The following is a 22,525-nucleotide window of genomic DNA, read 5'->3' as shown; positions in this document are numbered from 1 at the left end:
CCTGCTCCGGCTCTGGATTGCTTCGCTGTGCTCGCAATGACGCAGGATTCTGCGTAACGTCGCGATGTGTTCGACGAGGACAGGGGCATGGAAATGAAGAGGCTCGCCTGCGTGGCGTTTGCATTGATGGCGATGCCGGGCGCGGCCCAGCAGATGCCGCCACCCCCCACGCCGCTGCCCCGCGTCGCGCTCGACACGACCGCGGGCCGCATCGTGATCGAAGCCGATACGCGGGCCGCGCCGATCACGGCCGGCAATTTCCTGAAATATGTCGACGGCAAGCGGCTGGATGGCGTCGTCTTCTACCGTGCGGTCAAGGTCGCGGACAAATTCGGCTTCGTGCAGTTCGGCGCCAACGGCGATCCCAAGCGCGTGCTGCCGCCGATCAAGCATGAGCCCACGACGCAGACCGGGCTGCATCACACCGATGGTGCCTTGTCGGTCGCTCGCTTCGCGCCCGGCACCGCACGCGGCGACTTTACGATCAGCGTCGGCGATCAGCGCGCCTCGCTCGACGCCGATCCGTCGAAACCGGGCGACAATTTGGGCTATGCCGCCTTCGGCCACGTGGTCGAGGGGATGGATGTGGTGACGAAGATCATGGACGCACCCGTTTCGCCGACCGCGACGATCCAGGGATCGTTCAAGGGCGAGGTGCCTGTCGAGGCGGTGAAGGTGCTGACGGCACGGCGGGTGCCGGTGGGGACTGCGGTCAAGCCTTGAGGCGGGGGCGGTGACCTGACGAGGGGGCGGCCGAAAGGTCGGCCGCCCCAGTTGCCTTATTGTTGCGTCAGGTCCTGGTTCTTGACCTCGCCACCGGTGCCGCTGTTGCCGTCGAACTCGCCGGTGTCCGTGAAGCGCACCGGCTCCGGGCCGCCTTCGCCGCGCGCGACCGCGTCGGCGCGTGCTTCGACCGCCTGTTCGATATCGCTGCGCTCATCCTTGCGCGTGTCTGCCCGCAGCGCATCGGGATTGCCCTCGGGCGCATCGTCCGGCAGCGCCTCGACCGTGTCGTTGTGCCGATCGGTCATATCAGATCTCCGCCGGCTGCGACGTGCCGGGATCGCCAGCGGGCGTGGTGGGCGAGGGGATGTCGACGTCGGGCGTCGGCGGCGTGATTTCGGGCGGCGGTGCGCTCGGCTGGACCGGCTGGCTGGGCTGGGCGGGCGTTTCGGGTGGGGGCTGGGTCGCCATGGTGACACTCTCCTTCACCCCGCCAAACGTCCCGCAGCCCAGCGGGTTGCGGCGCCCCTTGCTTGCGCGCGCCGTGCTGGTATAGACGCGCGCCCAAGGGAATGCCCTTCGAAGTACCGCTTCGATGGGATTCCTATCGGCGGGTCCTTCGTGCGGGCGTGGCGGAATTGGTAGACGCAGCAGGTTTAGGTCCTGCCATCGCAAGATGTGGGGGTTCGAGTCCCTTCGCCCGCACCAGTCCCGCCGCTCCGAGCGCGGGACGGCAGCTAAAGATTTTTCGTCAGATTTCTCAAGATTGAAGGCCGGATATGCAGACTGTCGAGACGTTGAACGAGGGCCTGAAGCGCACCTACACGCTGACCATCACGCCGAAGGACATCGATGCCAAGGTCGATGCCGAAGTGAAGCGCGTCGCGCCGCAGGTGAAGATGCCCGGCTTCCGTCCCGGCAAGGTGCCCGTGAACCTGGTGCGCAAGATGCACGGCGAGGCGCTGGCCGCCGACGCGCTCAACAGCGCGATCCAGGAAGGCGTGCAGTCGCTGATCGCCGACAAGCAGCTGCGCCCCGCGATGCAGCCCTCGGTCGCGCTGAACGACGATTATGCGCCGGGCAAGGACGCGGTCGTCACCGTCGAGATGGAAGTGCTGCCCGCCGTGCCGACGCCGGCCATCGACGCGCTGAAGCTGGAGCGTCTGACCGTGCCCGTCGCCGATGAAGCGGTGGACGAGCAGCTGCAGAAGTTCGCCGACCAGTCGAAGAAGTGGGACGATGCGGCCGAGGACAAGGCCGCTGAGATGGGTGACCTCGTCACCGTCGACTTCGTAGGCAAGACCAGCGACGGCGTTGCGTTCGACGGCGGCACCGGCACCGACATGGGCGTCGAGCTCGGCTCGGGTCGCCTGATCCCGGGCTTCGAGGACCAGCTCGTCGGCGTGAAGCTGGGCGAGGAAAAGACGCTCAACGTCACCTTCCCGGAAGACTATGGCGCCAAGGAACTCGCCGGCCAGGCCGCGACGTTCGACATCACCGTCAAGAAGATCCAGGTCGCCGGCGAGAGCAAGATCGACGAGGATCTGGCCAAGAACCTCGGCCTCGAGAGCCTCGAGCAGCTGCGTGGCCTGATCAAGGGTCAGATCGAGCAGGAGCATAACGGCCTCACCCGCACGCACATGAAGCGCAAGCTGCTCGACCAGCTCGCCGAGGGTCACGATTTTGAAGTGCCGCCGTCGATGGTCGAAGCCGAGTTCGCGCAGATCTGGCAGCAGCTGGAGCATGAAGCGACGCACGAGGAAGATCCCGCCGCGGCGATGGCCGAGATGGAAGCCGAGCGCGACGATTACCGCAAGATCGCCGAGCGCCGCGTGCGCCTGGGCCTGCTGCTGTCGGAAATCGGCCAGGCGAATGGCGTCGAAGTGACCCAGCAGGAAATGAACCGCCTGATCGGTCAGGCCGCGCAGCAGTATCGCGGCGAGGACCAGCGTCGCTTCATCCAGTATATCCAGCAGGAGCCGATGGCGGCCGCCCAGCTGCGTGCGCCGCTGTATGAGGACAAGGTCGTCGACTTCCTGTTCGGCAAGGCCGAAGTGACCGACCGCGACGCGACCCGCGAAGAGCTGGAAGCCGCGATCGAGAGCGAAGACGGCTTCGCGACCGGCACGCACAGCCACGACCACGACAACCACAAGCCGCGCAAGTCGGCGAAGAAGACCGACGCGGGTGCCAAGGACGAAGGCGGCGAGGCCAAGCCCGCCAAGAAGGCCGCGGCGAAGAAGCCGGCCGCCAAGGGCGAAGACGCCGGCGCGGTCGAAGCGCCTGCCGGTGACGAGGCGGCTCCCGCCAAGAAGCCGCGCGCCAAGAAGGCCGCCGCGCCTGTCGAGGCCGAAACCGCGGTGACCGAATCGTCGCCGGAAGCGGCCGAAGCCGCCGAGGGCACCGAAGCCGCCGACGCGCCGGCAAAGAAGCCGCGCGCGAAGAAGGCCGCGGCGAAGACCGAAGGCTGATCATGATCGGGGGAGGGGGCTGCGGCCCTCTTCCCTTCTTCGTCATCCCGGCGAACGCCGGGATCCATGGACGCGCGCGGCTGGCGGTGGACCCGCTCCCGATGTTCCGTATCCATGGATCCCGGCGTCCGCCGGGATGACGAGTATCTGGGTATACGGCTCCGTGAGGGTGGAGGCATGAGCATCGTGACGCAGCCGACGATCGCAGTCCTGCTGCCCTGTTACAACGAAGCCGCCGCGATCGGACAGACGGTGGCCGGCTTTCGCGCCGCGCTGCCGGATGCGACCATCTACGTCTACGACAACAATTCCACCGACGCGACGATCGCCGTCGCGCACGAGGCTGGCGCGGTCGTCCGCACCGAGCGCATCCAGGGCAAGGGCAACGTCGTCCGCCGGATGTTCGCGGACATCGATGCCGACGTCTATGTGATGGCCGATGGCGACGCGACCTATGACGCGGCCTCGGCACCGGCGCTGGTCGCGCGGCTGCTGTCCGAGCAATGCGACATGATCGTCGGCAGCCGGGTCAGCCAGGTGCAGGAAAGCTATCGCCGCGGCCATCGCTTCGGCAATGCGCTGCTCACCGGCATGCTCGCGCGCCTGTTCGGGCGCAGCTTCACCGACATCCTGTCCGGCTATCGCGTCTTTTCGCGCCGTTTCGTCAAGAGCTTCCCGTCACTGTCGTCGGGCTTCGAGATCGAGACCGAGATCAGCGTCCACGCGCTCGAACTCAAGATGCCCTGTGCCGAGATCGAAACGCCCTATTATGCGCGCCCGGAAGGGTCGGCGTCGAAGCTCAGCACCTATGGCGACGGCTTCCGCATCCTCAACACCATCCTGACGCTCTATCGGATCGAACGGCCGTTGCTGTTCTTCGGCGCGATCGGGGCGCTGTTCGCGGCGGTGGCGGTCGTGCTCGGCGTACCGCTGGCGATCACGTACATGCACACGCATCTGGTGCCGCGTTTCCCCACCGCCGTCCTCATCACCGGGCTGATGATCATCGCCGCGCTGTGCGGCTTTGCGGGGCTGATCCTCGACACGGTGGTGCGCGGCCGGCGCGAGGTGCGCCGGCTTGCCTATCTGGGACACAAGGCGCCCCAAAGCGGGGCTTGAACTCCCCCGCGCGAGCGCCGATGTTGGCGGCCTCAAGGGCATAAGAGAGACTTTCATGCACAATCCGTTCGAGACCGGCGATTTCGCGAACCATCTGGGGCGCGCAGGCCTTGGCTTGCAGCAGACCCAGGCTGGCCTCGTGCCGATCGTGATCGAACAGTCGAACCGCGGCGAACGCTCGTTCGACATCTTCAGCCGCCTGCTGCGCGAGCGGATCATCTTCGTCACCGGCGGTGTCGAGGACGGGATGGCCAGCCTGATCACCGCGCAGCTGCTCTTCCTCGAGTCCGAGAACCCGAAGAAGGACATCTTCATGTACATCAACTCGCCGGGCGGTGTCGTCACGGCGGGCATGGCGATCCATGACACGATGCAGTATATCCGTCCGCGCGTCGGCACGGTCTGCATCGGCCAGGCGGCGTCGATGGGCAGCTTCCTGCTCGCGAGCGGTGAGCCGGGCATGCGCGTCGCGCTCACCAACGCACGCATCATGATTCACCAGCCGTCGGGCGGCGCGCAGGGCATGGCCAGCGACATCGAAATCCAAGCCAAGGAAATCCTGCGCATCCGCAAGCGGATGAACGACCTGTACGCGCAGTACACCGGTCAGCCGCTCGAGGAGATCGAGCGTCGCATGGACCGCGACACGTTCCTGGAGGCCAATGAAGCCAAGGAGTTCGGCCTGGTCGACGAGGTGTTCGACAAGCGTCCGACCCCGGCCGAAGACGTCGCCCAAGCGGCCTGAGAACACGCCTGGGCGTGACTTTAGTGACTTTTCGACGTTGTGATATGCGTACCGGCCGGTCTACCATGACCGGCCTCACCAGCGGGGAAAGCCCCGCGACAAGGAAGTGTGAATGACGAAATTGAGCGGTGGCGACTCGAAGAGCACCCTCTATTGCTCGTTCTGCGGCAAGTCGCAGCACGAGGTGCGCAAGCTCATTGCGGGACCGACCGTGTTCATCTGCGACGAGTGCGTCGAGCTGTGCAACGACATCATCCGTGAAGAGACGAAGTCGGCACTCGTCAGCAAGAAGGACGGCGGCGTCCCCACGCCCCAGGAAATCTGCAACGTCCTCGACGATTACGTCATCGGCCAGAAGCAGGCGAAGCGCGTCCTGTCGGTCGCGGTCCACAACCATTACAAGCGCTTGAACCACGGCGCGAAGGGCGCTGACGTCGAGCTCGCCAAGTCGAACATCCTGCTCGTCGGCCCGACCGGCTGCGGCAAGACGCTGCTCGCGCAGACGCTGGCGCGCATCCTCGACGTGCCGTTCACGATGGCCGACGCGACGACGCTGACCGAAGCCGGCTACGTCGGCGAGGACGTCGAGAATATCATCCTGAAGCTGCTTCAGGCGTCCGATTACAACGTCGAGCGGGCGCAGCGCGGCATCGTCTATATCGACGAGATCGATAAGATCAGCCGCAAGGCCGAGAATCCCTCGATCACGCGCGACGTGTCGGGCGAGGGCGTGCAGCAGGCGCTGCTCAAGCTGATGGAAGGCACGACCGCCAGCGTTCCGCCGCAGGGTGGCCGCAAGCATCCGCAGCAGGAATTCCTGCAGGTCGATACGACGAACATCCTGTTCATCTGCGGCGGCGCGTTCAGTGGCCTCGAGAAGATCATCGGCGACCGTTTGCAGGGCAAGTCGATCGGCTTCGGTGCCTATGTCGCCGCGCCGGAAGAAAAGCGGACTGGCGAGTATCTGCGCCAGACCGAGCCGGAAGATCTGCTCAAGTTCGGCCTGATCCCCGAATTCGTCGGCCGTCTGCCGGTGATCGCGACGCTGGAAGACCTCGACGTCGAGGCTCTGGTCAAGATCCTGAAGGAGCCGAAAAACGCGCTGGTCAAGCAGTACCAAAAGCTGTTCGAGATGGAGCAGGTAGAACTGGGCTTCACCGACGATGCACTCGTTGCGGTCGCCAAGAAGGGTATCGAGCGCAAGACCGGCGCCCGCGGCCTGCGGTCGATCTTGGAGGGCATATTGCTCGACACGATGTTCGACCTGCCCGGCATGGATGGCGTCGACGAGGTGATGATCGACAAGGACGTGATCGAGGGCCGCAAGGAACCGATCCGCGTCTATGCCGAAAAGAAGAAGGACGGCGCCGGCGCGGCGGCGTAAAATTGTAAGACGGCAAGGGAAGGGGCGTCGCGAAAGCGGCGCCCTTTTTTGTTTGGGATTGTGAGCAGTTGCGTGTGTCGGGCGAGGGCTGCCTCCCCACGGCGTCACCCCGGACTTGGTCCGGGGTCCACCCCGCGTCCAGGGGAAGGCCAGCGGCTCTATCCGCACCCTTGCGGCTCGGTGGACCCCGGACCAAGTCCGGGGTGACGGGGTGGGGATGGATATGTCGCGCACTCCCACGGACCCGCCACTCAAACCCGTCGTTAACGCCCCGTCCGCCATAACCGGCGCCGACGACACAGGAGCAATACGTGGTAGGAACCCGGATCGAGACGGCACCGGCCCAGAGCCCCGGCTGGCGCGGCGGTGCGGGGCCGCTCGCGATCCTGCCGCGCGTCCTCTTCCGCGACGAACGGCCGTGGCTGGCGATCCTGGTTGGCTGGCTGCTGACGATCGCGGGCAGCACGCTGATCGGCTGGATCGTCGCCCGTATCGCGCCCGACAATAGCGGCCCCGACTTCGGCGACGTCTCGGGCGCCACCAAGCTGTTCCTGATCGCGCTGTTCAGCCCCGTGGTCGAGACGCTGATCATGGCCGGCGTCCTCAGCCTGCTGCTCCGCTTCCTGCGGCCATGGCACGCGGTGATCGCCAGTGCCTTGCTATGGGGCATCGCGCACAGCCTGTCCTCGCCCTGGTGGGGCGTGGTGATCTGGTGGCCGTTCCTGATCTTCTCGACGCTCTACGTCACCTGGCGCCCCCACGGCGCCTGGCGCGCCATGGCCATCATCGCCTCGGTCCACATCCTACAGAACCTGTTCCCGGCGCTTCTGATCGTTATGGGCAAGTGACCGTGATGTCCCGTCGCCGCTGGTGAAGGGCCGCAAACTCGCATAGGACGATTTAAACCTTTGCGAGCAATACCATGTCCTCCCTCTCGGCCGCCTACCAGCGCGATGGCTATGTCGCTTTACCTGCGCTTTTTCCGCCAGAGGTGCTGCTCGCCTTTTATCGTATGATGCAGGGCGATCTTCAGGCGGCCGGACGTCCCTTACAGAGCTTTGCCGCGCGCGGGCCCCTACTCCGCCAGCCGGCGATTGAGGTCTATGCATTTCAATATACGCCGATGCTGACCTTCCTATGGGGGCTGACCCCGCGCGTTGCGAAGGTGGTTGGTCGGCCACTGCTGCCGACGTACGCCTACTTCAGAGCCTATCAGCAAGGCGACGTGTGCCGCATCCATTCCGATCGTCAGGCGTGCGAGCACAGCCTGTCGCTCACCATCGCTTATGGCGACGACCGTCCCTGGGCGTTGTCGGTCGCGACTGAACGAACAGAGGTGCCACAACCCGTGGTCGCCGACGACTTCGGCGATCAGCCTCATGGGTCGGTGGCTATGCAGCCGGGCGACGGGGTTCTCTACCAGGGCACGCATCATCGCCACGGGCGGCTGGATCCCAACCCGAACAGTTGGTCGGCACATCTGTTTCTACACTGGGTGGAAAAGGACGGACGCTACAGGGATCAGGCCTTCGACCGGCCGGCGCAAGAGCGAGCCGCGCGGGCACGGTGAGGCTTTCCCCGGCGGCTTGTCGAAGTTGAGGGCGGTGGCCAGCATCGCGATCTGGCCGATCTCCTTCATTGCCGCGTTGAGCAGCCTGTCGCCATAGCGCGGGTCGGGCGCGCGGTCGCCCGGGCCCGGCGTGATACCGCTTGGAAACGCGCGTATCTCCCTCCACGCCGTCGATCGCGTGGTGCAACCTAGGTCGGCGGGCCGTTCCGCGCGAGGCGCTCGTCGTGGGGAGCTTTCGTGGCGCTGGAGCATTGGCTTTGCGTAACGATCCGGGAGGCGATGATAGACGTGGCAGGGGCAGCGAACGACGGCACGGTGGCGCAGGGTGCCAAGGGGTGGCTGGGCTTGCCCCTGTGGTCGCTGGCGTTTCCGATCGTGGGGGTGCCGGCGGTGCTCGTGTCGCTGTATGCCATGGGGACGATCGGGCTGATCGCCGCTGCGGTGATCCTGATCGGGGCTGTCGTGTCCGCGGTGCATCAGGCCGAAGTCGTCGCGCACCGCGTCGGTGAGCCCTTCGGCACGTTGGTGCTGGCGGTCGCAGTGACGGTGATCGAGGTATCGCTAATCGTGTCGCTGATGGTGTCGGGATCGGGCGACGTGTCCGCGCTGGCGCGCGACACGGTGTTCGCCGCGATCATGATCATCCTGACCTTCATCATCGGGCTGTGCCTGCTGACCGGCGGGGTGATGCACGGCGAGCAACGCTTCACGCTGCGCGGGATCAGCGCGGCGCTGGCGACGCTGGCGGCGCTGACCGTCCTGTCGCTGATCCTGCCCAATTACACGACCAGTGCGGCGGGGCCGACCTATGCCCCCTCTCAACTGATCTTCGTCGCGGTGGTCAGCCTCGTCCTCTACGGCACGTTCGTGCTGGTGCAGACGGTGCGGCACCGCGACTATTTCCTGCCGGCAGGCGATGTCGAGCCGGAGGCGCATGTCGCGCCGCCCAGCGACGAGACCGCGTGGGCGGCATTTGGCGTCCTGCTTGTCGCGCTGGTCGTCGTCGTGTTGCTCGCCAAGGGGCTGTCGGCAAAGATCGAACAGGCGGTGATCTCGGCGGGCCTGCCGCTCGCGGTGGTCGGCGTGATGATCGCCGGACTGGTGCTGGCGCCTGAAAGTCTGGCGGCATTCAATGCGGCACGGCGCGACCGGTTGCAGACCAGCCTGAACCTCGCGCTGGGATCGGCGCTGGCGACGATCGGCCTGACGATCCCCGCAGTCGCGATCGTTAGCCTGGTGCTGGGGTTGCCGCTGGCGCTCGGCATCGGCGCCAAGGCGATGACGCTGCTGGCTCTGTCGCTGTTCGTGACGACGATCTCGCTGGGGACCGGGCGGACGACGATCTTGCAGGGAGTCGTCCACCTTGTCATCTTCGCCGCCTATCTGTTCACGACAGTGGTGCCCTGACGTCATGCGGCTTGCGACGGGACGCGATCGGAGTGCGGTTGCCGGCATGCTGGCGCGCGCCTTTCAGGACGATCCGGCGTTCGGATATATCTTTCCCGATCCGGCGACGCGGGCGCGGCAGCTGCCGCGGCTGTTCAGGCTGCTGTATGACAGCGACGGTGCTGCGGGGATGCGGCTGGTAAGCGAGGGCGGCGAGGCGACGACGCTGTGGCGCGGGCCGGGACGGGCCGCCATGGGGTGGGGCGAGATCGTCCGCCATCTGATACCTTTCGCGGGCGCCCTTGGGACGGCCATACCACGCGCCTTGCAGGTCAGCGGCGCGGTAGAGGCGCATATGCCGCAGGGCGACTTCTGGTATCTGCACATCGCCGGATGCGATCCCGTGGCGCAGGGCAGGGGCTTCGGTCGCCGTGCGCTGGTGGCCGGGTTGGAGCGGGCGGCAGGGCGAACGCCCTGCTATCTGGAGACGGCGACCGAACGGAATCTGGGATTCTATGCGAGCGTGGGGTTTGCGGTGACCGACGAATGGCGTGTCGGACGCGACGGTCCGCGCTTTTGGTCGATGCTGCGACCTGCCGATCGGCGGTGAAGGGGCGGGGCAAGCGCCTAGCGTGCCCCGCCCGAAACCGTCGCCCTTACAGCAGCTCCACCGCCATCGCCGTCGCTTCGCCACCGCCGATGCACAGCGATGCGAGGCCGCGCTTCTGGCCCGTCGTTTCCAGCGCCGACAGCAACGTCGCGAGGATGCGCGCGCCGCTCGCGCCGATCGGGTGGCCCAGCGCGCAGGCGCCGCCGTGGATGTTGAGCCGCTCGGGATCGATGCCGAGATCGTGGATCGCGATCATCGAGACGGCGGCGAACGCCTCGTTCACCTCGAACAGGTCGATGTCGTCGCGGCCCCAGCCGGCGCGCTCCATCGCCTTGCGCATCGCGAAGACGGGGGCGGTGGTGAACAGGGCCGGCGCATGCGCGTGCGCGGCATGCGATACGATGCGCGCGATCGGGTTCAGCCCCAGCTGCTCGGCGACGCTGGCGCGGGTCATCACCAGCGCGGCGGCACCGTCGGAGATCGACGAGGCGTTGGCCGCGGTGATCGTGCCGTCGCGCGAAAAGGCGGGCTTCAGCGTCGGGATCTTGGCGATGTCGCCCTTGGCGGGCTGTTCGTCGAGCGCGACGGTAGTCGAACCCTTGCGCCCCTTCACCTCGACGGGGACGATCTCGCGGTCGAATGCGCCCGAGGCTTGCGCGGCCTGCGCACGGGTGAGCGAGCGGATTGCATAGTCGTCCATCGCGGCCCGCGTGAACTGATAGTCGGCCGCGGTATCCTCGGCGAAATTGCCCATCAGCTTGCCGGGTTCGTACGCGTCCTCGAGGCCGTCGAGATACATGTGATCGAGCAGGCGATCATGGCCGATGCGCGCGCCGCTGCGATGGGCCTTGGACAGATAGGGGGCGTTGGTCATGCTCTCCATGCCACCCGCGACCAGCATATCGACCGATCCGGCGGCGAGCGCTTCGGCCCCCATGATCGCGGCCTGCATGCCCGAACCGCACATCTTGTTGACCGTCGTCGCTTCGACATGCGTTCCGAGGCCCGCGCCGATCGCCGCCTGCCGGGCGGGGGCCTGGCCGAGGCCGGCGGGCAGGACGCAGCCCATGTAGATGCGCTCGACCGCCTCGGCCGATACGCCTGCGCGATCGACGGCGGCCTTCACCGCTGCCGCGCCGAGCTCCGTGGCGGTCGCACCCGACAGTGCGCCTTGGAACGAACCCATCGGCGTACGGGCGTAGCCGAGGATGACGACGGGATCGGTGGACATAGGCTCTCCTGCGTTTCTACTGGGCCGGTGATCTAAAGGGTGGGAGGATCGGGGGCAATGATCGCCGCACGGATACAAACACCGCCCGGCGCTTTGTGGCGGGGTGGGAGAACTTATCGAGCCTTTACGGTGGTTTGCGTCGATCAGCGGGATGATCGCCGCGGCCGTCGTGGCCCTCGATTGGGGGCGGCGCGATACAGGCTGGGCGATGGCACTGTTCTGCCTGTCGGCAATCGCGTGGATCACCGGCGCGGTGCTGATGCGCGACTGGGCGCTGGGATCGCAGAATGTCGTGCTGCTCGGCATCGATCTGCTCGGGGTCTACCGCTACTTGATCCGTGGTCCGGAGCCTGCGGAGAATTGACGTGACCGCGGCCTTATGGCCGCTGGGGCTGGGCGTTCTGGGCGCGGTCCTGGGCAGTTTCATCGCTGCGCTTGCGATCCGCTGGCCGGAGGGGCGCTCGGTGATACGGGGACGCTCCGCCTGCGACGCCTGCGGGACGACGCTGACCCCGCGCGAGCTGGTGCCGGTGGTGAGCTATGGCGTGCAGCGGGGCCGCTGTCGGCGGTGCGGGGCGCCGATCGATCCGTGGCATCCGGGCGTGGAACTGGCGGCGGTGGCGATCGGCGTGCTGGCGGGGTTCGCCGCGCCGGGGTGGAATGGCGTGGCCGGTGCCGTGTTCGGCTGGTTGCTGCTGGCGCTCGCGGCGCTCGACGTGCGCGCCTTCTGGCTGCCCGATCGACTGACCGGTCTGCTTGCCGTAGCGGGGCTTGCCGCAGGCTTGGCGGGCATTTCGCCGACGCTGGACAAGCGGCTCATCGGCGGCATTGCCGGCTATGGGTCGCTCGCCGCAATCGCCTGGGGCTATCGGCGGTGGCGTGGGCGCGACGGGATGGGTGGCGGCGATCCGAAGTTGATGGGCGCGATCGGCCTGTGGCTGGGCTGGCGTATGCTGCCGGCGGTGCTCGTGATCGCAAGCCTGATCGGCCTCGGTGTAGCCGTGTTTGCCCGGGTGAGGGGCGCGAAGGTCACGGCGGATATGCCGCTGCCATTCGGTGCGCTGCTCGCTATCGCAGCTTACGCAGCGTGGCTCGCCATGATAGCATTTGCGACATGATGATCGCACCGTTGCTCGCCCTAGCACTCCAGGCGGCCGCGCCGGCCGTTCCGCCCATCGTGTCCGCGGCGTCGCCCCTGCTGGGGCCGATCGGCCAGCAGGCGCTGCCCGCCAAGGGATGCGCGGCCTATCTGTGGAGCACCGCCGATCGCCAATTGGTCGCCATGGCGAGCGTGGACCGTGCGACGCTGCGGGTGTCGGTCGGGGGGAAGACCGTGGACCTGGCACGCAGCGCGGTCAGCGGCACGGCGCCGCTGGGGTTTGCGGCGAGCACAGAATATCGGGGTGAGGGGATGAGCGCGCGGCTGACGATGGACGTGGTGCAGCAGGAGGGACTGACCGCGGGCGCGCGCGTGCCGAGCGGCGCGTTGCAGATCGATCGGCCCGGTGCGGATGGTGTCGTGGTCCCGGTCGCGGGCCTGATCGGATGCGCGGCATGACGCTGGCGGATATCCTCGCGGCGCAGCGCAGCGCCTTCACCGCGGAGCTGCCGGTCGATGCCGCGACCCGCAAGGACCGGCTGCGCCGCGCGGCCGCGATGATCCGCGACAATGGCGAGCGATTCTGCTCGGCGATGAGCGAGGATTTCGGCCATCGCAGCCCCTATCAATCGATGGTCACCGACATCGCCGGCTCGATCGCGCCGATCGCCTATGCGTTGAAACACGTCGATCGCTGGATGCGCCGCGAAAAGCGCAAGCTGGAATTTCCGCTGGGCCTGTTGGGCGCACGAGGCTGGATCGAATATCAGCCCAAGGGCGTGGTCGGTGTCATCGCGCCGTGGAATTTTCCGGTCAATCTGGTGATGGGGCCGATCGCGGGCGCCTTTGCCGCGGGTAACCGGGTGATGGTGAAGACCAGCGAATTCACGCCCGCCACAGCAGCGTTGTTCGAAGAGGTGGCGCCGCGCTATTTCGCGACCGACGAGCTGGCGTTCGTCAGCGGCGGTGCCGATGTCGGCCAAGCCTTTGCTGCGCTGCCGTTCGACCATCTGCTATTCACCGGTGCGACCGGGATCGGCCGACACATCCTGCACGCCGCTGCCGATAATCTGACGCCGGTGACGCTGGAACTGGGGGGCAAGAGCCCCGCGATCATCGGCAAGGGCGCCGACCTGCCCCGCGCCACCGAGCGGATCGCGATGGGCAAGATGCTGAACGCCGGGCAAATCTGCCTCGCGCCCGATTATGTGCTGGTGCCCGAAGCGCAGGAGCAGGCGGTTGTCGACGGCCTGACGCGCGCGGCGGGTGCGATGTATCCCACCCTGCTCGACAATCCCGATTACACCGCGATCATCAACGACCGGCATCACCAGCGCCTGACCGACTGGATCGAGGATGCCCGCGCCAAGGGCGCGCGCGTCGAGGTCGTCAATCCGGCGAACGAGGCCATCGCGACAGCCAACGGGCGCAAGATGCCGCTGCATATCGTTCGGGACGTTACCGACGACATGATCCTGATGCAGGAGGAGATTTTCGGCCCGGTGCTGCCGATCGTCCGGTACGACGGGATCGACGCCGCGATCGATCGGATCAACCGCGGGGGACGGCCGTTGGGCCTGTATCATTTCGGCGGGGACGCCGCCGAACAGCGGCAGGTGCTCGACCGGACGATCTCGGGTGGCGTGACGCTGAACGACGTGGTCTTTCACGTGTCGATGGAGGATCTGCCGTTCGGCGGCGTCGGGCCGTCGGGCATGGGCAGCTATCACGGCATCCACGGCTTCCGTACCTTCAGCCACGCCAAGGCGGTGTTGCGGCAGCCGCGGATCGACGTCGCCAAGCTCGCCGGGATCAAGCCGCCGTATGGCAAGGCGATCCCCGCGGCCATCAAGCGGCAAATCCGGTCCTGACGTAATCGCTGGCGGCGGGATAAGTCTGGGTCGCTGACAGAAAGAACCTCAGGCCGGGCAACCAAAACCGGGCTTCGGCGTTGTCCAATCGCTTGGGGGTGTATTCGAACGCGAACGCTCTCGAAAAGGGGAACGTTAGCGCGTGCGAGTATTGACCGGACGACATTATTGGCTTGCCGTCGCGCTGCTCGCCGCGACGCCGGCATCGGCACAGTTCAACCAGCAGCAGGGCACGGCGCCGGCGCAAGGGCCCGATGCGCCGAAGGTCAAGGATCAGGCGATCCCGACGACCGCGAACGATCCCGCGGTCGACACCGGGCCGATCATCCCCGATTCCGCATTCGACGCCGCATTGCCGACGCTGAGCGGCGACATCAACGCGCCGCTCGAACCCATGCCGAAGGATGCCGCGAAGGCGGCTGTGCCTCAGGTTCAGTCCATCGGACAGGCGGGCGCCGTTCAGGGCGATGCGACGCTGCCCCCTGTCGCAGCGGAAAACCCCGAACTGGCGCAGCCGCTGATCCCGCTGACGCAATTCGATACCACGCCGCTGCAAACCGCCGCCGACGTCAAGAGCGCCAACGCACCGGAAATCCGGTACGACACGGTGCTGACCGGCTTGCAGAAACTGGGGCTGGAGGACGAGTTCAAGTCGTTGTCCGCCTTGCAGGAGGGCAAGGGCAAGGCCGCGAATGCGACACAGGTTGCGGCGCGGGCGCGCGAGGACGAGGGGCTGGCGGTGCGGCTGATGAAGTCGCTCGGCTATTATGACGGCACCGCGATTTCGCTGATCGAGGCGGAGCCCGGCACGGATGGCAAACCTTCCGGCCGCTTGCGCGCCACCGTCACGGCGACCCCGGGGCGGCTGTATCGCCTGTCGTCGATCAAGGTCGAAGCGCAGCCGGTCATCCCGGCCGACCTTATCACGCGCAACCTGCCGCTGAAGGTCGGCGATCCGATCGAGGCCGCGCGCATCCAGGCGGCGGAGGCGAACGTCAGCCTGGTCCTGCCGCAGCAAGGCTATCCCTTCGTCAAGGTCGGCGACCGCGACATCCTGCTCGACGACCAGTCGGACAAGGCGACCGGTGCCTATACGCTGCCGGTCGATACCGGCCCGCGCGCGCGCTTCGGGCAGCTGGTGACCAGCGGGGATCCGGTATTCGGCCTCGACCACCTCAACGTCTTCCCACGCTTCAAGAGCGGCGACCTGTACGACAGCCGCAAGACCGACGATCTGCGCGACGCGTTGGTCGCGACGGGATTGTTCTCCAGCCTGTCCGTGCAGCCGGAGAAGACCGGGCGGGTCAACGCCGACGGCACCGAGGCGGTCGACCTGCTGGTCCGGCAGGCCGAAGGGCCGGCCCGCAGCCTGGCGGGCAGCGCGGGCTATTCGACCGGGCAGGGCTTCAAGGCCGAGGGCAGCTGGACCCACCGCAACCTGTTCCCGCCCGAGGGCGCGGTGATCGGCACGATCGTCGCCGGCACGCAGGAACAGGGTCTGTCGGCGACCTTCCGCCGCTCGAACGCGGGCAAGCGCGACAAGACCTTCCTCGCCTTCGCCAGTGCCAACCACAACAATTACGACGCGTTCGAAGCCTATACCGCGACCATCTCCGGTCGCTGGAGCTATGTGTCGACGCCGATCTGGCAGAAGCGCTTTACCTATTATTACGGCGGCGAGCTCGTCGCGACGAACGAAAGCGTGTTCGACTTCGCGCGCGGTGACCGGGTGCGGCGCAACTATGGCATCGTCGCGCTGCCGGCGCAGGTCGAATGGGACACGTCGAACAGCCTGCTCAACCCGACACGCGGCTATCGCCTGCGCCTGAACCTCAGCCCCGAGGGCGCGGTCAGCGACGGCGTGCGCCCGTACGTGCGCACGATGATCGAAGGGACCTTCTATTATCCCGTGTCGAACAGCCTGGTGATCGCCGGCCGCGCCAAGGCGGGATCGATCCAGGGCATCGATCGCGACGCGCTGGCGCCATCGCGCCGCTATTATGGCGGCGGCGGTGGGTCGGTGCGCGGCTATGGATATCAGCGGCTCGGGCCACTCGATCCGCAGGGTAATCCGGTCGGCGGACGTTCGCTCAACGAATTTTCGATCGAGGCGCGCTATCGCTTCGGCAATTTCGGGATCGTGCCGTTCCTCGACGCCGGCAACAGCTATGAATCGAGCCTGCCCAAGGGCACCGACCTGAAGTTCGGCGCAGGTATCGGCGGTCGTTTCTACACCAATTTCGGGCCGATGCGCATCGACGTCGCAACGCCGCTCAACCGGCGGCCGGGCGACGGCCGCGTCGCGCTCTACATTTCGATCGGGCAGGCATACTGATGAGCGACGACACGCCCGTGCCTGCCACCGAATCCGCCGTCGCCGAACCCGCCGTGATCGTGGCTGCGAAGCGCCCGCTGTGGCAGCGCATCCTGAAATGGCTGCTGGTCGCGATCCTCGCGCTCGTCGTGCTGGTCGGCGTCGTGGTGCTGGGGATCAATACCGATCCCGGCCGCCGCTTCGTTGCCAACCGTATCGGCGGCTATACGACGGCGTCGGGCCTCAACATCAAGGTCGGGCGCATCGACGGGTCTCTCTACGGCAAGATGGTGCTGAGCGACGTACGTGTCGCTGACCCCAAGGGCGTATTCCTCACCAGCCCGCGGCTCGACGTCGACTGGCGGCCGTTCGCCTTTGCGAGCAACCATGTCGACGTGCGGGGGCTGTCGACCGATCTCGTCACGCTCGCGCGCCGGCCGGAGTTGAAGGCGACGCCGAGCGACCCCAACGCGCCGCTGCTGCCCGACCTCGATATCGACGTGAACCGGCTGCACATCGGCCGGCTGGTGCTGGCGAAGCCGGTGACGGGCGAGACGCACGTGCTGCGTATCGATGGCGCGGTGCATATCGCCGATCGCCGCGCGCAGCTGGTGGCGGACGCCGCGGCGTTGCGCGGGCCGGGCATCGCGGGTGGCGACCGGCTGCGATTGACGCTGAATGCGGTTCCCGATCGCAACATGCTCGACGTGAATGCCAAGCTGTCGGCACCCATCGGTGGCGTGGTGGCCACGATGGCGTCGCTGAAGGCGCCGCTGACCGCGAGCGTCGACGGGCGCGGGAGCTGGCAGGCGTGGCAAGGTCGCGCGCTGGCGACGCTGGGGCAGGGGCAGCTTGCCGACATTGGCATCACCGCCAAGAATGGCCATATCGAGTTGCGTGGCTTTGCCGCCCCGGGCCTGTACCTGACCGGTCCGGTCGAGCGGCTGACCGCGCCGCGGCTGGACCTTGCGATCGATACGACGCTGAACGACCGCAAGGCGGATACGCGGATGACGCTGAAGTCCGACGCGCTGGCGGTGGATGCAGGCGGCCTGCTCGATCTGGCCAACAGCCGCTTCGGCAATTTCGCGGTCAACGCACGGCTGCTGACGCCGGGCGCGATCGCACCCAACCTGCGCGGTCGTGACGTTATGGCGCGGCTGGTGCTAGATGGCGCCTTCGCGACGCCGACGGTGGATTACAAGGTCAGCGCGGCGGCATTGGGCTTCGGCACGACGACGGTCGAGACCGTCTATGCCGAGGGGCTGGCGCGGGTGAATGCCGATCGCATCCTGGTGCCCGTCAACGCGCGCGCGCGCCGCGTCACCGGTCTGAATGCGGCCGTGGGTGGGCTGACGAACAATGTGCGGATCAATGGCGATTTCGCCATTTCGATGCCCAATATCCTGTCGGATAATCTGCGCATCCGATCCGATAACATCGATGCGACCGCGGTGGTCGTCGCGAACGTGCAGACGGGTCGCTACACCGGCGCGCTGAAGGGGCGGGTCAACAATTACCGCGTCGAGAGCATCGGCATCATCGACCTGACCACCGACGCCGAGCTGGTGCCCGGCGCACGTGGCGGGTTCGGCATCACCGGCCGCGTCGTCGCGCAGACCAAGCAGCTGTTCAATAGCGGCGTGCGCGACTTCCTGGGCGGCAATGCGATCGTCCGCAGCGACATCGGCTACAGCCCCGAAGGCATCGTCACCTTCCGCAACTTGCGGATGAACGCGCCGCAGTTCCGCATCACCCGCGGCGAGGGACGATTCGATCCGGGCACCGGCGCGGTGGCGGTGAATGCCGACGCCTATTCGGCGCAATATGGCCCCGTCACGGCGCGTGTCACCGGCACCGCCGATGCCCCCGTCGTCGTATTGCACGCGGCACGGCCGGGGCTGGGCGTTGGCTTGGTCGATGTCGATGCGCGGATCGTCGGGCGCGGCGGGGCCTATGCCGTGACCGCGAAGGGCGGCACCGATTATGGGCCCTTCACCGCCGATGTGCTCGTGCGGCCCAGCCCGCGGCTGACGGTGGACGTCAACCGCCTCGTCTTTGCCGGCATCGTCGGACAGGGGCGGATCGCCGCCACACCGGCAGGGCCGTTTGCGGGCGCGCTACAGTTCGCCGGCCGTGGCATCACCGGCAATGTGCGTCTGGCGGATCAGGGCGGTTATCAGCGCGCGGACGTCGCCGCACGCGCGTTCAACGCCACCATTCCCGGCCAGTCGGACTTCACCATCGGTCGCGCCATCGTCAACGCTAGCGTCGTGATGCTTCCCAAGGCGCCGCAGGTGGTTGCCGACGTGCAGGTGGGCGATACGCGGTACAATGCCTTCGTCATCCAGGCGATGCGCGCCAAGGTGAATTATGTCGGCGGTCGCGGCACCGCGCAGGCGGTGCTCAACGGATCGAGCGGCGTACCGCTGCGTCTGGCGATCAACGCACGGCTGTCGCCCGACGCCTATCTGGTCGCGGCGCAGGGGCAGGCGAACGGCATCCCGTTCCGCACCGGCACGCCGGCGCGGATCACCGCGGCTCGTGGTGTCTATACGCTGGCGCCGACGCGGATCGATTTCGGCCAGGGCACCAACGCCGGTTCGGCGCGCCTTGCGGGATCGTTCGGCGGCGGCGTCACCGCGGCGCAGGCGCGGCTCGACTCGCTCAACCTGTCGATCCTGTCGGCGTTCGTGCCGAATCTGGGCGTATCGGGCGCCGTCACCGGCAGCCTCGACTATCGTCAGCAGGGGCAGGCGATCCCGGCGGCCGATGCGCGGCTGACGGTCGCCAATTTCCAGCGCACCGGCCTGTCGGCCGTGTCCGAACCGGTCGACGTGCAGGTGATCGGCAAGCTGCTGCCCGATGGTGGCGAGATGCGAGCACTCGTGAAGCGTGGGCCGATGGCGATCGGTCGCCTGCTCGCGACGCTGCGGCCGCTGCCGCCGGGCGCGGGGTCGTGGACGACGCGGCTGATGCAGGCGCCGCTCGGGGGCGGCATCCGCTACAACGGCCCGTCGGCGGTGCTGTTCAGCCTGGCCGCGCTGCCCAACCAGCAGCTGTCCGGACCGATCGCGGTCGCCGCGGACTTCTCCGGTCGCGTCTCGGCACCGCAGCTCAACGGCCTGATCCGTGCCGACAATCTGACCTACGATAATGAAACGTACGGCACGCGCCTGTCGCAGATGAAGATCGCCGCGCGCTTCAACAACGACCGGCTCGAACTGACCGGGATGACCGCACGGGCGGGCAGCGGCACGGTGCAGGCGCAGGGTACGATTGGCCTGGCGGCGGATGCCGGCTTCCCGGTCGATGTCCGCGCGCGGCTGGACAATGCGCAGCTCGCGAAGAGCGATGCGGTGGCGGCGACCTCGTCGGGTACGATCCGCTTCACGCATGGCCGTGATGGCGGGCTGTTGCAGGGCAACCTCACCATCCCCGAGGCGCGTTATCAGATCATCCGTCAGGGCGCGGCCGAGGTGCCCGAACTGACGGGCGTGCGCCGCAAGAGCCAGATCGTCACCCCGCGGCCCACCGACCGCCCGACGCCGGCACCTGTCAGCACGATCCGCCTCGACCTCAACGTCAGTGCGCCCAACCAGCTGTTCGTGTCGGGCATGGGCCTCGAATCGGAATGGCAGATGAAGCTGCACGTCGGCGGCACATCGGCAGCGCCGGTGGTGACCGGTGGGCTCGATCTCGTCCGCGGCACCTATTCGTTCGCGGGCAAGCGGTTCGAGGTCAATCGCGGCACGATCCGCTTCAACGGCGGCGCGCTGAGCGATCCCGACATCAACATCCAGGCGACCACCACGGTCAATGGCATCACCGCGGTGATCCAGATCACCGGGACCGGTCAGCGCCCGCAGATCGCCTTCACCTCCACGCCCGCCTTGCCGCAGGACGAGGTGCTGAGCCGCCTGCTGTTCGGCACCAATCCCGAAAATCTGTCGGCGACCGAGGCGATCCAGTTGGCGAGCGCGCTCAATTCGCTACGTGGCTCGGGCGGCGGGCTGAACCCGCTCGGCAAGCTGCGCTCGGCGACGGGTTTCGACCGGCTGCGCGTGCTCGGCGCCGATCAGGCGACCGGGCGCGGCACCAGCCTGGCGGCGGGCAAATACATCACCGACAATATCTATGTGGAGATCGTCACCGACGCGCGCGGTTATACCGCGACGCAGCTGGAGATCGCGCTGACCCGCACGCTCAGCCTGCTGACCGCGACGGGCTCGCAGGGCGGGTCGGACGTCCGCCTGAAATATTCGCGAGACTATTGACGCGACCTGCGATAGCCTCTCCGCAAATCCGAATAACGGGTATGCGGAGAGAGCGGTGGCCGAGCATTTTGACGTCGTCGTCGTGGGTGCGGGAATTTCCGGCGTAGGGCAGGCCTATCACCTGCGAAAACGCTGCCCCGACCGCAGTTATGTGATCCTGGAAGGGCGGGCCGCACTAGGGGGTACGTGGGACCTGTTTCGGTATCCCGGTATCCGATCCGACAGCGACATGCACACCTTGGGTTTCGCCTTCCACCCATGGCGGGCGGCCAAGTCGATCGCCGACGGCCCCTCGATCCGGGCCTATGTCGAGGAAACGGCGCAGACCTATGGCATCGATCGCCACATCCGCTTTCGGCACCACGTCACCGCGGCGTCTTGGTCGACCGCTGATGCACGCTGGACGGTGGAGGCGACCGGCCCGGACGGGGCGCCGCTGACCTTCACCTGCAATTTCCTGTGCATGTGTTCGGGCTATTATAAATACGCCAACGGCTACACGCCGCATTTCGAAGGCGTGGAGAGCTTCGGCGGGCGGATCGTCCACCCACAGCTCTGGCCCGAAGACTTGGAGTATGACGGCAAGCGCGTCGTCGTGATCGGCAGCGGCGCGACGGCGGTGACGCTCGTGCCCGAAATGGCGAAACGCGCCGGCCACGTCACGATGCTGCAGCGCTCGCCGACGTATGTCGTGTCGCGTCCGGCGGAGGATCGCTTCGCCAACTGGCTGCGCGACCGGCTACCGGCAAAACTCGCCTACGGCACCACGCGCTGGAAGAACGTGCTGACCGGCATGGTCTTCTACCGGATCGCGAAGAAGCGGCCGCAGAAGTTCAAGGAGCGGTTGATCGGCATGGTGCGGGAGCATCTGGGGCCGGACTATGACGTCGATACCCATTTCACGCCGCGCTACAATCCGTGGGACCAACGGCTGTGCCTGGTGCCCGACGCCGACCTGTTCGATGCGATCAAGCGCGGCGATGCGTCGGTCGAGACGGGGACGATCGATCGGTTCACGCCGACGGGTATCCGGCTGTCATCGGGCAAGGAATTGCCCGCCGACATCATCGTCACGGCGACGGGGCTGGAGCTGCAATTGCTCAGCGGGGTGCGCTTCAGCCAGGACGGCATGCCGATCGATCTCAGCAAGGCGCTGCAATATAAGGGTATGATGTTCTCGGACGTGCCGAACCTGGCCTATACGTTCGGCTATACCAATGCCTCATGGACGCTGAAGGCGGATCTGGTCGCGACCTATGTCTGCCGCCTGCTCAACACGATGACAAAGCGCGGCGTGCGCCAGGCGACGCCGCATACCGACGATACGACGATGACGACCGAACCGTTCGTCGATTTCACCTCTGGGTATATCCAGCGTGCCGAACGCGATCTGCCCAAGCAGGGCTCGCGCAAGCCATGGAAGCTCAACCAGAATTACGCGCTGGACGTCCTGGCGCTGCGCTTCGGGTCGGTGGACGACGATATGGTGTTCAGCAATCCGGCGCGTGAGCGCAGGGGGACGGACAGCATCGCGGCTTGAGCACCACGTGCTGGCCTGTGTCGGGCCGCGCCGATGGGATGAAGGAGGGCGGCTGTTGGCGGACGATGCGCCGGCGCCGTGATGTCACCCGACAGGGGCGAGGTTCGGTACAATCGATAGAGAAATGCCGGCGCGATGGGCGCCGCAACGGATCCGGTTCGGGATGGCTGGAGGCGTAGCCTGCC

Annotated in this window: 19 protein-coding genes and 1 tRNA gene; 17 read left to right on the top strand and 3 right to left on the bottom strand. The window is 66.9% G+C overall.

Annotated features, from left to right (window positions below):
• Positions 1–87 precede the first annotated feature (87 nt).
• A complete protein-coding gene (locus SPHME3_RS0117030) occupies positions 88–723 on the top strand; it encodes a peptidylprolyl isomerase (RefSeq protein ID WP_017978148.1) in 636 nt (211 codons plus the stop codon).
• 56 nt (positions 724–779) lie between these two features.
• Here the strand turns inward: SPHME3_RS0117030 and SPHME3_RS0117025 are convergent, their stop codons facing one another.
• Entirely contained in the window at positions 780–1,031 is a 252-nt protein-coding gene (locus SPHME3_RS0117025; protein WP_017978149.1) for a hypothetical protein, read from the bottom strand.
• A gap of 1 nt (position 1,032) precedes the next feature.
• Complete coding sequence (locus SPHME3_RS21430) at positions 1,033–1,194, bottom strand: hypothetical protein (protein WP_017978150.1); 162 nt, start codon at positions 1,192–1,194, stop codon at positions 1,033–1,035.
• 152 nt (positions 1,195–1,346) lie between these two features.
• Between SPHME3_RS21430 and SPHME3_RS0117015 the strand changes: the two genes are divergently transcribed.
• The 9 genes from SPHME3_RS0117015 (at position 1,347) to SPHME3_RS0116975 (ending at position 10,008) form a co-directional block, all read left to right on the top strand.
• Positions 1,347–1,431: transfer RNA gene (locus SPHME3_RS0117015), tRNA-Leu, on the top strand.
• Positions 1,432–1,502: 71 nt separating this feature from the next.
• Positions 1,503–3,194 (top strand): trigger factor, encoded by a 1,692-nt coding sequence (tig, locus tag SPHME3_RS0117010; protein WP_017978151.1) that lies wholly within the window; start codon positions 1,503–1,505, stop codon positions 3,192–3,194.
• Between the two features lie 177 nt (positions 3,195–3,371).
• Positions 3,372–4,313 carry a glycosyltransferase family 2 protein gene (locus SPHME3_RS0117005; RefSeq protein ID WP_017978152.1) on the top strand — a complete coding sequence of 314 codons (942 nt, stop codon included), beginning with the start codon at positions 3,372–3,374 and terminating at the stop codon, positions 4,311–4,313.
• Positions 4,314–4,368: 55 nt separating this feature from the next.
• Entirely contained in the window at positions 4,369–5,058 is a 690-nt protein-coding gene (locus SPHME3_RS0117000; protein WP_017978153.1) for an ATP-dependent Clp protease proteolytic subunit, read from the top strand.
• Between the two features lie 112 nt (positions 5,059–5,170).
• Positions 5,171–6,442, top strand: coding sequence for an ATP-dependent Clp protease ATP-binding subunit ClpX (gene clpX, locus SPHME3_RS0116995; RefSeq protein WP_017978154.1), 1,272 nt, complete (start codon positions 5,171–5,173; stop codon positions 6,440–6,442).
• A 311-nt stretch (positions 6,443–6,753) separates the two neighbouring features.
• A complete protein-coding gene (locus tag SPHME3_RS0116990; protein WP_017978155.1) occupies positions 6,754–7,290 on the top strand; it encodes a hypothetical protein in 537 nt (178 codons plus the stop codon).
• Between the two features lie 74 nt (positions 7,291–7,364).
• Entirely contained in the window at positions 7,365–8,012 is a 648-nt protein-coding gene (locus SPHME3_RS0116985) for a hypothetical protein (RefSeq protein WP_018251098.1), read from the top strand.
• Positions 8,013–8,291: 279 nt separating this feature from the next.
• Positions 8,292–9,419: a calcium:proton antiporter gene (locus SPHME3_RS0116980; RefSeq protein ID WP_017978157.1), complete on the top strand. Its 1,128-nt coding sequence runs from the start codon at positions 8,292–8,294 to the stop codon at positions 9,417–9,419.
• Between the two features lie 46 nt (positions 9,420–9,465).
• Positions 9,466–10,008: a GNAT family N-acetyltransferase gene (locus SPHME3_RS0116975; protein WP_017978158.1), complete on the top strand. Its 543-nt coding sequence runs from the start codon at positions 9,466–9,468 to the stop codon at positions 10,006–10,008.
• A 46-nt stretch (positions 10,009–10,054) separates the two neighbouring features.
• On the opposite strand, the gene SPHME3_RS0116970 is transcribed toward SPHME3_RS0116975, so the two are convergent.
• Complete coding sequence (locus SPHME3_RS0116970; protein ID WP_017978159.1) at positions 10,055–11,239, bottom strand: thiolase family protein; 1,185 nt, start codon at positions 11,237–11,239, stop codon at positions 10,055–10,057.
• Positions 11,240–11,390: 151 nt separating this feature from the next.
• Here SPHME3_RS0116970 and SPHME3_RS0116965 point away from each other — a divergent pair, with 151 nt between their 5' ends.
• The 7 genes from SPHME3_RS0116965 to SPHME3_RS0116935 all read left to right on the top strand — a co-directional run bounded on the left by SPHME3_RS0116965 (position 11,391) and on the right by SPHME3_RS0116935 (position 22,340).
• Positions 11,391–11,603 (top strand): hypothetical protein, encoded by a 213-nt coding sequence (locus SPHME3_RS0116965; protein ID WP_017978160.1) that lies wholly within the window; start codon positions 11,391–11,393, stop codon positions 11,601–11,603.
• 1 nt (position 11,604) lies between these two features.
• On the top strand, positions 11,605–12,357 hold the full coding sequence (locus tag SPHME3_RS0116960) for a prepilin peptidase (protein ID WP_017978161.1): 753 nt from the start codon (positions 11,605–11,607) through the stop codon (positions 12,355–12,357).
• Positions 12,354–12,797 carry a hypothetical protein gene (locus tag SPHME3_RS0116955; RefSeq protein WP_017978162.1) on the top strand — a complete coding sequence of 148 codons (444 nt, stop codon included), beginning with the start codon at positions 12,354–12,356 and terminating at the stop codon, positions 12,795–12,797. Before SPHME3_RS0116960 ends, SPHME3_RS0116955 begins: the two co-directional genes overlap by 4 nt.
• A complete protein-coding gene (locus tag SPHME3_RS0116950; protein ID WP_024310485.1) occupies positions 12,794–14,209 on the top strand; it encodes a coniferyl aldehyde dehydrogenase in 1,416 nt (471 codons plus the stop codon). Before SPHME3_RS0116955 ends, SPHME3_RS0116950 begins: the two co-directional genes overlap by 4 nt.
• 151 nt (positions 14,210–14,360) lie before the next feature.
• Positions 14,361–16,544 carry a BamA/TamA family outer membrane protein gene (locus tag SPHME3_RS0116945; protein ID WP_017978164.1) on the top strand — a complete coding sequence of 728 codons (2,184 nt, stop codon included), beginning with the start codon at positions 14,361–14,363 and terminating at the stop codon, positions 16,542–16,544.
• Complete coding sequence (locus SPHME3_RS0116940; protein ID WP_017978165.1) at positions 16,544–20,800, top strand: translocation/assembly module TamB domain-containing protein; 4,257 nt, start codon at positions 16,544–16,546, stop codon at positions 20,798–20,800. Before SPHME3_RS0116945 ends, SPHME3_RS0116940 begins: the two co-directional genes overlap by 1 nt.
• A gap of 55 nt (positions 20,801–20,855) precedes the next feature.
• Positions 20,856–22,340: a flavin-containing monooxygenase gene (locus SPHME3_RS0116935; protein WP_024310486.1), complete on the top strand. Its 1,485-nt coding sequence runs from the start codon at positions 20,856–20,858 to the stop codon at positions 22,338–22,340.
• The last annotated feature ends 185 nt before the right edge of the window (positions 22,341–22,525 follow it).

Origin of the sequence: Sphingomonas melonis DAPP-PG 224 (genome assembly GCF_000379045.1) — a bacterium.
GTDB lineage: Bacteria > Pseudomonadota > Alphaproteobacteria > Sphingomonadales > Sphingomonadaceae > Sphingomonas > Sphingomonas aquatilis.
The sequence above is the reverse complement of the archived record's forward strand: the minus strand, read 5'-3'. Positions and strand labels throughout refer to the sequence as shown.